The organism is Streptomyces sp. 142MFCol3.1 (assembly GCF_000424945.1).
Classification (GTDB): domain Bacteria; phylum Actinomycetota; class Actinomycetes; order Streptomycetales; family Streptomycetaceae; genus Streptomyces; species Streptomyces siamensis.
In genome coordinates this window covers 151,882-165,411 of sequence record NZ_AUKV01000016.1, presented here as the reverse complement: position 1 = coordinate 165,411, position 13,530 = coordinate 151,882, and the positions used below count along the sequence as shown (strand labels likewise).

9 protein-coding genes are annotated in these 13,530 nt (G+C 71.9%); 4 read left to right on the top strand and 5 right to left on the bottom strand.

Translation table 11 applies throughout. The features are described 5' to 3' along the window. Nucleotides 1–128 precede the first annotated feature (128 nt). Nucleotides 129–2,708, bottom strand: a complete 2,580-nt coding sequence (gene pepN, locus H305_RS0124170; RefSeq protein ID WP_028802669.1) for an aminopeptidase N — start codon at nt 2,706–2,708, stop codon at nt 129–131. 112 nt (nt 2,709–2,820) lie between these two features. Here pepN and H305_RS0124165 point away from each other — a divergent pair, with 112 nt between their 5' ends. Further along, a complete protein-coding gene (locus tag H305_RS0124165; RefSeq protein ID WP_028802668.1) occupies nt 2,821–3,294 on the top strand; it encodes a DUF1203 domain-containing protein in 474 nt (157 codons plus the stop codon). 92 nt (nt 3,295–3,386) lie between these two features. Here H305_RS0124165 and H305_RS0124160 read toward each other — a convergent pair whose 3' ends face one another. Then, nucleotides 3,387–4,403, bottom strand: a complete 1,017-nt coding sequence (locus H305_RS0124160; RefSeq protein WP_028802667.1) for an aspartate-semialdehyde dehydrogenase — start codon at nt 4,401–4,403, stop codon at nt 3,387–3,389. 273 nt (nt 4,404–4,676) lie between these two features. Next, complete coding sequence (locus H305_RS52565; protein WP_199791450.1) at nt 4,677–6,971, bottom strand: TerD family protein; 2,295 nt, start codon at nt 6,969–6,971, stop codon at nt 4,677–4,679. 146 nt (nt 6,972–7,117) lie between these two features. On the opposite strand from H305_RS52565, the gene H305_RS0124150 reads away from it, so the two are divergent. Then, nucleotides 7,118–7,639 (top strand): sigma-70 family RNA polymerase sigma factor, encoded by a 522-nt coding sequence (locus H305_RS0124150; protein WP_028802666.1) that lies wholly within the window; start codon nt 7,118–7,120, stop codon nt 7,637–7,639. A gap of 1 nt (nt 7,640) precedes the next feature. Next, complete coding sequence (locus H305_RS0124145; RefSeq protein ID WP_028802665.1) at nt 7,641–8,423, top strand: hypothetical protein; 783 nt, start codon at nt 7,641–7,643, stop codon at nt 8,421–8,423. A 415-nt stretch (nt 8,424–8,838) separates the two neighbouring features. Here H305_RS0124145 and H305_RS0124140 read toward each other — a convergent pair whose 3' ends face one another. Together H305_RS0124140 and H305_RS0124135 are read right to left on the bottom strand one after the other, a co-directional pair. Beyond that, entirely contained in the window at nt 8,839–12,150 is a 3,312-nt protein-coding gene (locus tag H305_RS0124140; RefSeq protein WP_028802664.1) for a S8 family serine peptidase, read from the bottom strand. Nucleotides 12,151–12,372: 222 nt separating this feature from the next. Then, on the bottom strand, nt 12,373–12,909 hold the full coding sequence (locus tag H305_RS0124135; protein WP_028802663.1) for a CGNR zinc finger domain-containing protein: 537 nt from the start codon (nt 12,907–12,909) through the stop codon (nt 12,373–12,375). A gap of 152 nt (nt 12,910–13,061) precedes the next feature. Here H305_RS0124135 and H305_RS0124130 point away from each other — a divergent pair, with 152 nt between their 5' ends. Continuing rightward, nucleotides 13,062–13,514 carry a VOC family protein gene (locus H305_RS0124130; protein WP_028802662.1) on the top strand — a complete coding sequence of 151 codons (453 nt, stop codon included), beginning with the start codon at nt 13,062–13,064 and terminating at the stop codon, nt 13,512–13,514. Nucleotides 13,515–13,530: the final 16 nt, after the last annotated feature.

The window sequence follows — 13,530 nt, the reverse complement described above, 5'->3', positions numbered from 1 at the left end:
CACGCTCGCCGCACCGGACACAGCCCCGAGTACATCCAGTACGAGGGGCCGCGCCCGGCACACCGAGCGCACCCGCCTGACGCCGCCGGGCCGCCCTTCGGGCGACGCCGCGAACGGTCAGACCGGCCCTAGGCGGTCGCCGCCTGCGCGTCGGCCCGCTGCGCCTTCAGGGCCCGCTCGACGCCCGAGCGGGACTCCGAGACCAGGCGCCGCAGGGCCGCGTTGGGCTCGGCGGCGGCCAGCCACGCGTCCGTCTTGGCGAGGGTGTCCTCGAAGACCTGCACGGACGGGTAGAGACCGACGGCGATCTGCTGCGCCATCTCGTGCGACCGGGCGTCCCAGACGTCCTTGACCACGTCGAAGAACCGGTCCGTGTAGGGCGCCAGCAGCTCACGCTGGTCGGTCTGCACGAAGCCCGCGATGACCGCCTCCTGCACGGCGTTCGGGAGCTTGTCCGACTCGACGACCGAGGCCCACGCCTCCGCCTTGGCCTCCTCGGTGGGACGGGCCGCACGGGCCGTGGCCGCGTGCCGCTCGCCGGCCGCCGTCTTGTCGCGCTCGTACTCGGAGGCGATCTCCGCCTCGTCGAAGCGCCCGACGGCCGCCAGCCGCTCCACGAACGCCCAGCGCAGCTCGGTGTCGACGGCGAGACCCTCGATGGTCTCGCGGCCTTCGAGCAGCGCCTCCAGGAGGTCCAGCTGCTCCGGCGTACGGGCGGTCGCCGCGAAGGCACGCGCCCAGGCCAGCTGGTGGTCGCTGCCCGGCTCGGCCGCGCGCAGGTGGGCGAGCGTCGCGTCGGTCCAGCGGGTCAGCAGGGCCTCGCGGGCCGACGGGTCGGCGTACAGCTCGATCGCCAGCTTCACCTGGCGGTGCAGGGACTGCACCACGCCGATGTCGGACTCCTTGCCGATGCCGGACAGCACCAGGGACAGGTAGTCGCGGGTCGCGAGCTCCGCGTCACGCGTCATGTCCCAGGCGGACGCCCAGCACAGGGCGCGCGGCAGGGAGGCCTCGAAGTCGCCGAGGTGCTCGGTGACGAAGGCCAGCGAGGCCTCGTCCAGACGCACCTTGGCGTACGACAGGTCGTCGTCGTTGAGCAGGACGACGGCCGGGCGGGCCTTGCCGACGAGCTGCGGCACGGCGGTCAGTTCGCCGTCCACGTCCAGTTCGACGCGCTCGCCGCGCACCAGCTTGCCGCTGTCCGCGTCCAGGTCGTACAGGCCCACCGCGATGCGGTGCGGGCGCAGCGTCGGCTCGCCCTTCGCGCCGGCGGGCAGCGCCGGGGCCTCCTGACGGATCGCGAAGGACGTGATGACGCCGTCCGCGTCCGTCTCGACCTCCGGGCGCAGGATGTTGATGCCCGCGGTCTGGAGCCACTTCTGCGACCAGGTCTTCAGGTCGCGTCCGGACGTCTCCTCCAGGGCGCCCAGCAGGTCGGACAGGCGCGTGTTGCCGAACGCGTGCGCCTTGAAGTAGGCCTGCACGCCGCGGAAGAACTCGTCCATGCCGACGTAGGCGACGAGCTGCTTCAGGACGCTGGCGCCCTTGGCGTAGGTGATGCCGTCGAAGTTGACGAGGACGTCGTCCAGGTCGCGGATCTCGGCCATGATCGGGTGGGTCGACGGGAGCTGGTCCTGCCGGTACGCCCACGTCTTCATGGAGTTGGCGAACGTGGTCCACGAGTGCGGCCAGCGGCTGTCCGGCGCGTACGCCTGACAGGCGATGGAGGTGTAGGTGGCGAAGGACTCGTTCAGCCAGAGGTCGTTCCACCACTCCATGGTCACGAGGTCGCCGAACCACATGTGGGCCAGCTCGTGCAGGATGGTCTCGGCACGCACCTCGTACGCCGCGTCCGTCACCTTGGACCGGAAGACGTACTGGTCCCGGATGGTCACGGCACCGGCGTTCTCCATGGCGCCCGCGTTGAACTCGGGCACGAACAGCTGGTCGTACTTCTTGAACGGGTACGCGTAGTCGAACTTCTCCTGGAACCAGTCGAAGCCCTGCCGGGTGACCTCGAAGATCGCGTCCGAGTCGAGGAACTCGGCGAGCGAGGGGCGGCAGTAGATGCCGAGCGGGACGGACTGCCCGTCCTTCTCGTACACGCTGTGCACCGAGTGGTACGGGCCCACGATCAGCGCGGTGATGTACGTCGAGATCCGCGGCGTCGGCTCGAACGCCCAGACGTCGTCCTTGGGCTCCGGCGCCGGCGAGTTGGAGATGACGGTCCAGCCCGAGGGCGCCTTCACGGTGAACTGGAAGGTGGCCTTCAGGTCGGGCTGCTCGAAGGAGGCGAACACGCGCCGGGCGTCCGGGACCTCGAACTGGGTGTACAGGTAGGCCTGCTCGTCGACCGGGTCGACGAACCGGTGCAGACCCTCACCGGTGTTGGTGTACGCGCAGTCGGCGACCACGCGGAGCACGTTGCGGCCCTCCAGCAGGTTGGGCAGCGCGATCCGCGAGTCGGCGAAGACCTCCGACGGGTCGAGCGCGTCCCCGTTCAGGGTGACCTCGTGGACGGTCGGGGCCACCAGGTCGATGAAGGACTCCGCGCCGGTCTCGGCGGAGTCGAAGCGCACCGTGGTCACGGACCTGTAGGTGCCGCCCTCCTGCGCGCCGGAGAGGTCGAGATCGACCTCGTACGAGTCAACGGTGAGCAGCTTCGCGCGCTGCTGCGCCTCTTCGCGGGTCAGGTTTGTGCCAGGCACGCGGTCATCTCCTCGTTATGTGTGGGTTGCGCCATCCTTCCACGGGACCTGCACCGAACGCGATGTCCGTTTCCCGCCGGTGCGGGCCCCCGGCGGGCGCGAGCCTGGACACATGACGACGTACACCGCACAAGCCGTCCTGCCGGCCGTCCTGAAGGAGCTCCGCGACACCGACGACGCGGGCCGCCGCCGTGTCCCCCTCGTGGACGACGAGGGGGGCGCCCCGCTGCGCTGCTGTCTGCGCCGCAGCGAGCCGGGGGAGCGGATCGTGCTCGTCTCCTACGCGCCGCTGCGGCGGTGGGCCGCCGAGTCGGGGGCCGATCCCGGGGCGTACGACGAGCAGGGGCCCGTCTTCGTGCACGCCGAGGAGTGCGCGGGGCCGGACGGCGGCCTTCCGTTCACGAACGCCCACCGCACGGTGCGCCGCTACTCCGCGGACGGCCGCATCCTCGGCGGGCGGCTCGTGGCGGCCCCCGCGGAGTTCGATGACGCCTTCGACGAGGCCTTCGCCGACCCCGAGGTGGCCCTCGTCCATGTGCGGGCCGTGGAGTACGGCTGCTTCCTCTACGAGGTGCGCCGCCCCTGACGCCACGAGGCGCGCCGCCCCGCCGGCACACAGCCCCCGGGGCGGGACCGGTCAGGTCCCGCCCCGGGGGCTGTGTGTAGCGTCCCGGAAGGTCAGCCGCGCAGCTCGGCGGCGACCAGCTCCGCGATCTGGACCGCGTTCAGCGCGGCACCCTTGCGGAGGTTGTCGTTCGAGATGAAGAGGGCGATGCCGTGCTCGACCGTCTCGTCCGAGCGGATCCGGCCCACATACGAGGCGTCCTTGCCGGCGGCCTGGAGCGGGGTCGGGATGTCGGAGAGGGCCACGCCGGGGGCGCCCGCGAGCAGCTCCGTGGCGCGCTCGGCGCTCAGCGGACGCGCGAAGCGGGCGTTCACCTGGAGGGAGTGCCCGGAGAAGACCGGGACCCGGACGCAGGTGCCGGAGACCTTCAGGGCCGGGATCTCCAGGATCTTGCGGGACTCGTTGCGGAGCTTCTGCTCCTCGTCGGTCTCGTTCAGCCCGTCGTCGACGACGGAACCGGCCAGCGGGAGCACGTTGAACGCGATGGGGCGCTTGTAGACCTGCGGCTCGGGGAAGTCGACCGCCTCGCCGTCGTGGGTCAGCCTGTCGGCGTCGGCCACGACCTTCATGGCCTGGCCGTGCAGCTCGGCGACGCCCGCGAGGCCGGAGCCGGAGACCGCCTGGTAGGTGGCGACGACCAGCGCCTCCAGGCCCGCCTCCTCGTGCAGCGGCTTCAGCACCGGCATGGCGGCCATCGTCGTGCAGTTCGGGTTGGCGATGATGCCCTTGGGGCGGTCCGCGATCGCGTGCGGGTTCACCTCGGACACCACCAGGGGCACCTCGGGGTCCTTGCGCCAGGCGGAGGAGTTGTCGATCACGACGGCGCCCTGGGAGGCGACCTTCTCGGCCAGCGCGCGCGAGGTCGCGCCGCCCGCCGAGAACAGCACGATGTCCAGGCCCGAGTAGTCCGCCGTGGAAGCGTCCTCCACCGTCACACCGTCGATCTCCGTCCCGGCCGAGCGGGCCGAGGCGAACAGGCGCAGCTCCTCGACCGGGAACTCCCGCTCGACCAGGATCCTGCGCATGACCGTGCCGACCTGACCGGTGGCTCCGACGATTCCGACCTTCACGGCGACTCCCTCTGCGTGCGTTTCACGTGGTCCAGCGCTTCCATGATGCGTCTCACCAGTCCCCGCGTGTCCAATCCTTTCGTCGTGGTGACCGAGGAGTGGGACGCCCGGAACGGGTGGACCCGCCCCGATCGTCCGGTGCCGGCTGCCTCCGGTCCGAAGAAAACCGTCCGCCGCACGCCCCGGACCGCAAGCCGTACGGCGCGGCCGCCGCCCCTCGGCGCCGAGCGGTGTGACGTACGACTCCGGGCCGGTGGAGTGTGCGCGGCGGTGTCAGCCGCGCGCCTCGATGGTCCACTTGCCGCCGCCGCTCGTCCTGACCTGGACGATGCCCTGCGGTATGTGCTGGAGACCGGTGGCCATGCTGATCCGGCGGATCGGTTCGAGGCGCTCGTCGAGCTCCCACAGGGCGATGAGGTCGAGCAGGCCGCGCACCTCGTAGCGGACCATCATCTCGGCCGCCGGGCCGGTGTGACGGACGACTGCGTAGCCCTGCCCCGACACCTTGTCGGTGAACGCGGGCACGGTGTCGAGGGAGGCCGGCTCGATCTGCCAGCCGGTCGTGTGACGGGCGGTGACCAGGAGGTGGCAGTATCCGGCCGCCGACACCGACAGGGGGCCGACGACGGGCCGGCGCCGCCCCGCCGTGCTCGCGCTCATGCTCTTCCTGCCGTCCGCCTGGACGACGGAGGTTTCCAGCGGATCCTCGTCCCGGGTGAGGCGGCGCAGGGACTGCACCGCGGGCGGTCCGGTGTAGCGGAACACCGTGCTGCCCTTGCCCTCCGTCTTCCCGGTCAGCGGTGTCGCGGCCTCGACGGGCAGCAGGCGCAGACTCCACGCGCCCACGCGCTCCAGCCGCAGCCGGACCTCGCTCTCGCCCGAACCGAACACGAGGGTGCGGCCCTCCACCCCGTGCGTGCTCGATTCGATGAACTTGTCGGCGTCGTCGTACTCGTCCAGCCGCTCGACCCGGTAGCCGCCGTACCCGTTCTCGTCCTTGATCGAGTATTCGAGGATCGCGGGCTTCCCCGGCTCCGGGTTGACCAGCGTGACCGTCTTCGCGCCGCGGCCCGAGTGCTCCTCCTTGGCGCGGCCGAAGCGGCCGAGGAGGCCCTTCGTGCGGGGCCCGTCCTTGGCCGCGCCGTCGCCCGCGTCCGCGTACGGCTGGGCGGGCGGCGCCGCGGGGACGGCGGCGGGAGGTGCCGGGGGGACCGCGGTGGGAGGCGCCTGCGGCACGGTGGCGGCCGGCGGCTCGAACGTCATGGCCGGGCCGGGGTCGAGGGCGGGCAGCGGCCGGGCGGTCAGCTGCCAGGGGCCGTCGGCCTCGACGAGCAGCAGCAGCGGGCCCGCCGGGACGGGCGCGGTCTGCCGGAGCCGTCCGACGTCGTTGAAGATCAGGTCCTGGGAGCCCTGGAGGTTGTGCGCGTCCACGCTCCACACGACGAACGAGCCGTCGCCGTCGCTGTCGCCGGCGAACTCCGCGTCGACGTCGGCCTCCGTGCCCGTGTAGGCGAGCACCTCGGGGCCGATGCCCTGCACGGTGCCTTGGAGATGGCGCACCGCCGACAGCGGCTGGAGGGACACCGTCCAGTCGTTGTCACCGGTGACCCGCAGCCGCAGGCGCCGGTCGTCCCCCTGGAAGACGAGCGCCCGCCCGTGGAAGTCGGTGATGGTGTTGTTGAAGACGAGCTTGTCGTCCTTGTTCCGCTTGGTGAGCGTGTACGCGTAGATGTAGCCCTCGCCCTGGTGCCAGGCATCGACGAGCACGGGACCGGGAGGGACGGACCCGCCCACGCTGACGACTCCCTGACCGCGGCCGCGCTGCACGACGGGCGCGAAGCCGGGCCCGAACGGGAACGGGGCGCCACCTTGCGGGACCGGCGGTACGACGCCCACCGGACCGGGTCCCGGCGGCGTCGGCACCGCGTCCGCCGGTATCGGTATCGGTCCCGGTCCCGTCGTCTTCGAGGGCACGGTGTCCAGCGGTACCGGACCCGACGGCGGCGGGGGCACCGCGCCGAACGGCTGGGGCCCGGCCGGCTCCTCCTCCACCGCGATGCCGAAGTCCGTGGCCAGCCCCGCGAGACCCGACGCGTACCCCTGGCCGACCGCCCGGAACTTCCACTCCCCGTTGCGCCGGTAGAACTCGCCGAGCACGAAGGCCGTCTCGCTCGACGCGTCCGTGACCTCGTAGTGCGCCACGACCGCACCGTCACCGGTCAGCGCCTGCACGGCGAGGCCGGGCACCTCGCCGAAGACCCCGCCGTCGCAGGAACCGGCGATCACTACCCGCTGCACCTGCGGCTCGACGCGCGGCAGGTCCAGCTCCAGCCATTCGGCGAGCTGCCCGTCGCCGTTCGCGTTGCCGGCGTGCCGCACGGCCCCCGAAGGATGCGCCGGCTGGTTGTAGAAGACGAGGTCGGCGTCGCCGCGCACCTTGCCGGCCGCGTCGAGCAGCAGGGCCGAGGCGTCCACGGGCGGCGTGCCGGGGAGGTCGCGACGACAGACGGCGACCCGCAACAGAGCTGCCGGGACAGGGGTGTTGGCTCCTTTGGTGATGTGCGTCATGAGGCACATGCTGACAGTGAGGATCATGTGAAGTCGAGGGGTGGGGAATGTGGAGGGCGGTGGTCCGGAAAACTGCGCCGAACAGGGCCGAACGTTTCGGCCCGCACCCGCGTCGTAGAGGAAACGCGGGAAGGGGAGGGGTGGCTGTGCTGCGCAGAAAGGCCCGCGGCGCTCAGGGGGTGGACGACCCCCTGGACGCGGCCCAGGAACGCCGGGTGCGCGCGGTGCTCGCGCTCGGCGGTGTACCGCAGGCGGACCTGCCGGACGGGGTGCAGCAGGTCCGCCTGCGGTTGCTGGAGCGCGCGGCGAAGGGGGACGAGGCACCGCGCGACGTGTCGGCGTGGGCGGCGGTCGTCGCCTCGAACCTGGCGATGGACTGGCACCGGGCCAAGCGCCGACAGGAGCGGCTCGGTGAACGTCTCGCCTCGCTGAGGCAGCTGGAGCACCCCTCGGGCGAGGACTCCAGCGTGCTCTCGCTGGCGGTCGCCCAGGGACTGGACGAACTGCCCGACGCCCAGCGTCAGGTGCTCGTCCTGCGCTTCTACGCCGATCTGTCCGTGCGCGGGATCGCCGAGGAGCTCGGCGTCCCGGAGGGCACGGTCAAGAGCCGGCTGCACGCCGCGGTGCGCGCCCTGCGTGCCCGCCTGCACGAGGACGAGGTGGTGTGACGTGGCCGAGTACGAAGGTGTGGACGCGCTGCTGGCCGCGATCACTGACGAGCCGTTGCCCGAAGGAGCGCGCGAAGACGCGGAGTTCATGGCCGAACACCGCTCGGCGGCGGCGGACCTGACGCTGCTGCGGGAGCAGCTGGGACTCATCGGGGACGCCCTGGCGGACGCCGGGAAGGTGTCGGAGACGGACGGGGCGGGTGCCCCGGGGAAGGCGGCACGGGCCAGGAGGCCGCGGCGGACCGGGAAGCGGGGGCCGGCGGGCGGACCGGGGAAGCGCTCCCGGCATCCAAGGGTGCTCGCCGTGTCGCTCGGCACGCTCGCGGTCGCCGCGGTGGCCGCGGTGGTCGTCGGCATGAGCTGGCTGCTGGCGCAGGGCGGGGGATCGGCGCTCGGGGGAGGCTCGGCGGACTCGGCGAAGTCGGACCAGCGCGGCAGCGGCGAGGGCTCCTCGCTCAGCGCTCCGGGCTACCTCGCGTGCGCCCGTTTCGTCGTCGAGGGCAGGGTGAGGGCGGTCGAGCGGGTGCCGGGCGGCGGGCAGGACCGGGTGACCCTGGACGTGGAGCGCTCCTACAAGCCGGCGAAGGGCGACGACCGGGTGACGTTCCTGATGGCCGAGGACTCCGTTCCGCGGCTCCACGAGGGCGAGCACGCCCTCGTCGCCGTACGGCGCCACCAGGAGACCGCCGACCAGTGGACGACGGGCGAGAAGGCCATCGCCGAGCAACGGGCCCGGATCCTCGACGCGCTGCCCGCCTCCCGCGGCCTGACCTGCAAGGAGTGAGCAGACCGAATCCGAGGACACGTCCCGCGGGGGCGGAGGGGGCACGCCCGGTGCCGGGACCGGCGGGCGCGCTTCACCGAAGCGGCCGGAACGGCCTTGCCGGGCGGGGGGGATCGCCGGGCGCGGGCCGAGGGCGCGCTCCGTGGCCACCGCCCGGAGGGCACGTCCTGCCGGCGCGGAGGGGACGCACGGCCGGGGTGGCGGGACACGCCCGGCGGGGGCCGAAAGGGCCGCCCGGCGTGGGGCCGGGAGGGTGCGGCGGCCGGCGGGGCCCGGGAACGCGCCGGCCGGGCCCGGGTGCGGCGAGGGGCGGGCGCCCGGTTCCGGACACCCGCCCCGTGCCGTCCGGACGGGCGCCCGTTTCCGGGCCCCGTCCCACGGCGGGACGCGCGCGTCGGCGCACGCCCCGCACGCGCTACGGCGTGACCTTGTCGATCTTCACGCTGCCGATGCCCGCGACCGTGCCGCGCGCGTTCACCAGCTGGACCTGCCCGAAGAACTCGCGTCCCTCGGGCGCCGGGGCCGCCGCGGTGACCGAGCCGGACACCGTCGCCGAGTCGCCCGTGCCGAGCTCGACCGGCGCGGACTCGTCGACCGTGACCGTGCCGAGCGCGGACGAGAAGAACACGTCCTGGTAGTCGTAGGCGGTCGAGCCCGACGGGACCGAGTAGCCGACCACCTCGACGGTGTAGGTCCCGGCGGCGGGGGAGGCGATGGACACGGCCTCCTCGGAGTCGCCGTCCGCGGACTGCGCGACCTGCGCGCCCTTGGAGTCGTAGACCGTCAGGTCGAGGTCGGCGGCGTTGTCCGAGACGTTGCCGATGGCGACGTCGAGGGACTTGGCGCCCGCGGGCACCTCCACGGTGGTGGTCTGCGTGGCGCCCTCACCGATGGTCGGCCGCGCGTTCTTGGAGGAACCGAGCGGGCCGCCCTTGAGGGTGCCGTCGAGCGCGGCGTACTTGTTCGTCACCTTCCAGGAGGCGGCGGCCGGGGTGCCGACCTTGGCCTCGGGGACGGTCACGACGGCCGGGTCGAAGTCCGCGCCGAGCACGGAGACGCCGAGCTCGTACGGGTTGTCGAGGAGCGGCGACGTGCGGCGCGACTCGACCTCGATCTCCCAGACCCCGGCCTGCGGGTCCGCGTACGAACGCACGTCGGGCTTGCAGCCGTTGCCGTCGAGGTAGTTGTTGTAGCAGAACGGCGTCGAGGTGTTGTCGACCGGAACGCCGTACGGGTGGATCGAGATGAACCGGGTCTGGCTCTTGTCCTTGAGCCCGCCGATCGCGACCTCCAGCGACCTGGCGCCCTCGGGAACGGTCACGAAGTACGACCGCGTGCTGTTGCGCTGCACCGAACCCGACGCGGAGTAGGTGTACTTGACCGGTGCGGAGACCACGACCGTCGTCAGGACCTGCTTGTCGACGCCTTCGGTCCTCGGGTCGTCGACCTCAAGGATCGCGCTCTTGAGGCCCGCGGACCGCGGGTTCGCCTGCACCTTGACGGTGACCGGCTGGTTCAGCCCCAGCTTCACCTCGTCGGAGCCGACGATCCGGAAGGTGTCACCGGCGTTGTTCTCGAAGTGCAGCTCGTGGCGGATCGCCCGGTCGGCGCCCGACGTACGGGTCAGCGTGATGTCGTACGTCTTCTTGTCACCGGCCTTGAGCCCGCCCTCGCGGTCGTACAGGCCCGTGCCGAAGCCCGGCGTCTTCAGCGCGAAGTCGATCGCGGTGTCGACCGGTGCCTTCACGGTGTAGTCGTGCGCGGTGGCGCCGTCCTTGACGGAGTCCCAGGCGTCCTGGATGTTGATGAGGCCCGCGCCCTCCTCGTACGCCTGCACACCCTTGATGTGGTCGGCCGTCGAGGTCAGTGCCGTGCGCAGGGTGGCGGGCTTGAGCTCGATGCCCTTCTGCTCGGCGGCGCTCAGCAGCAGCGCGGACGCCCCCGCGGCCTGCGGCGACGCCATCGACGTGCCCTGGAGCATCGAGTAGCCGGCCGGCAGCGAGTAGCCCGCCTCGGCGACCGGGGAGCCCGGCAGCCAGGTCTGCGTGGAGTTGATGGAGGCGCCGGGCGCGCTGAGCGTCGGCGTGAAGCCGCCGTCCTCGCGCGGGCCGCGCGAGGAGAACGGCATCATCGCGTACGACTTCTCCACCTGCGAGCCGTAGTTGGCCGCCCAGGTCTGCCTGGAGATGGTCGCGCCGACCGAGATGACCTTGTCGGCCAGGCCCGGGTCGCCGATGGTGTTCGCGCCGGGGCCTGAGTTGCCCGCGGAGATCACCAGCTGTACGCCGTAGGTGTCGATGAGACGCGTGTAGAGCTCGGCGCGTGCGTTGTTGCCGTCGTTGAGCGCGGGCAGACCGCCGATGGACATGTTGACGATGTCCACGCCGCGGTTGGCCACGAGGTCGATCATGCCCTCGGTGAGCGCCACGTTGGTGCAGCCGCCGGTCCAGGTGCAGGCCCGGGAGGAGACGATCTTCGCGCCCGGCGCGGCGCCGTTCATCTTCCCGCCGAACAGGCCGTTGGCGGAGGTGATGCCGGCGACGTGGGTGCCGTGCTCGGACTCGATGACACCGATGTTGACGAAGTCGGCCTTCTTGCCGACCCAGTCGCCCCCGTAGGGGTCCATCGGGACGTCCTTGCGGATCTCGACGACGAACGGCTGCCGCTCGGCGACGTCGGTCGTCGGGTCGTCGGTGCCGAAGTAGCCGATCTGGTGGCCGTCCTTGTACGGCTTCATCGGCTTGTCGTCGGTGAAGTCGCCGTTGTTGTTCAGGTCGACGGTGACCGTGCCTGCGGCCGGGTCGTACAGCACGCCCCAGGCGTCGGTGGTGTCGCCGTCGCGGTTGGCGTCGCCCTTGGCGTCACCGCCCGCGGTCACCGACTCGCGGAAGGTGCTGATCTCGTACGAACCGGCCGGTGCCGTCCAGGTCCTGCCGCTGTAGGTGAAGGTGGGTCCGGTCACCGCGGTGACCATCGGGCGCCAGGTCGCGTCGCCGTCCACGATCGGGTCGGTCGCGGTGACCCAGTCGACGATCTTGCGCTCGCCGGTCGTCGTCTTCTGCAGCGCGGGGTGGCCGAGGTCGACACCGGAGTCGAGGATGCCGATGGTGATGCCCCGGCCGTCCGCCTTCGGGTGCTCCTTCACGAAGTCGACGGCGCCCGTCTCGAAGGACGGGTTGTACGGGTTCTCGGCGGGGGTGTTCTTGGACGGGCCGGAGTACGTGGCGGTCGAAGTGGCCTGCTCCTCGGCGCCCTTGGCGGTGTCGGCGCTCGGCGTCGGGTCGTCCAGCGCGATCTCCTGGCGCAGGTCGATCCCGTGCACCGAGGAGAGCTTCGCGGCGGCGGCGATGGCCGCGTCGGCCCGGCCGGTGGGGACGGTGGCCCGGACGTACCCGAGCTTGTCGTAGGTGCGGCCCACGGAGCCGCCCTTGACCGCGTCCAGTTCCGCGGCGACCTGCTCGGTCCGACCGGGAGCGGTGGCGATCATCATGGTGACGTTCTTGTCGCCGCCGGCCTTGGCTTCGGTGAGGAGTTCGGCGTCGGCGGAACCGAGCTTGGCGGCGGCGGACTTGGTGCCGGGGTCGGCTGCCGGTGCGCCGGCGTCGGCCGAGAAGGCCATGGGTATCGGCCCGGCCGTGGAGAGCGCGGCCACCAGGCCGGCCGCCACGGCGATGCGGGCCGCGCGTCTCGCGCCGGATATCGGAGCGCGCTGAGGGTCGGAGGTCATCTGCATCCCTTGTAGGTAAAGGAACGAGCGCGGAGCGACCGGCTCCGAGGGTCCTTCGGGGGCCGATCGCATCAGTCCGGTATGTGGACCCGGATGACCGCTCAGCTTTGCCTAAGGGGCAGTTGTTTGGGGAGTGTTGACCGAGGCGGGATGGAGTCATGGCGTACTTCCGCCATGCGTCACGCCGGTTATGACGGAGTATCGCCGGACATGTGGGGCGTCTCAGCTCTCCTTCGTGCGCGCGTAGTGGCGAGATGCCTTCGCGCGGTTACCGCACGACGCCATCGAACACCACCGGCGGGTGCCGTTCCGCGAGGTGTCGAAGAAGTGCAGGATGCACGCCTCGTGGGCGCAGCCGCGGATGCGGTCGGGGGCGGTCTCCAGCAGTGAGAGGTAGTCGCGGGCCGCCAGCCAGGCCGGTCCCCAGGAGGGGTCGTCGAACTCGGCGTTCTCGGCCGGCCCCTGCTCGGTCAGGGTCAGGCGGACCCGCCCGTGCGCGAGGACCGCGTCGACGCGCGCGACGGTCTGCGGGGAGATTTCGTCGACGGCCGCGCGGAGGGCGTCGCGTGCCTGGAGAGTGTGTCGCAGGACGGCCTCCCCGGCCGGGAAGTCGAGCCCGTTCGCCGCCAGCCACACGGCCAGCCCCCCGGTGTCCGTCAGCAGGTCCTGCGTCTCGCCCTCGCGGTTCCAGCGGGTGTTGAGCAGATCGAGCGAGACCGGCTCCCCGGTGAGCGGGCGCGGGTCGGGGCGGGTGGGCATGGCGGGGCTCCCTTCGCCGCCGGTCGCCGCGGCGGCACTCGCTGCTAACCACTCAAGGGTAGGTCACCGGTTGCACCTCCTCGATCTAACCGTTAAAGTCGCAGACAAGGGTTAGCTCCTGAGTGGGGCTGCCAGCGACAGAGGGGACTGCCATGACCTTGCGCACCGGCCACATCGGCCTGAACGTCACCGACCTCGACCGCTCGCTCGCCTTCTATCGCGACGTCCTCGGCTTCGGGGTGCTCGGCGAGGGCAAGGAGGAAGAGCGGCGGTACGCCTTCCTCGGCTCGCTGAGCGGCGACGGCCGCCCGGTCGTCACGCTCTGGCAGCAGGCGGGGACTCCGTACGACAAGGGCCGTGCGGGCCTGCACCACCTCGCCCTCGAAGTGGACACGATCGAGCAGGTCAGGGAGTACGAGAGCGCACTGCGCGACTACGGCGTCGACTTCGCCTACGACGGCGTCGTCGCCCACCGCGAGGGCTCGGCCTCCGGCGGCATCTTCTTCCACGACCCGGACGGCACACGGCTGGAGATCTACGCGCCCAGCGGGGCCGAGGAGGCCACGGCGCCGGTCACCGCCGCTCCCACCTGCGGATTCTTCTGACCGGCCGACGGCTTCC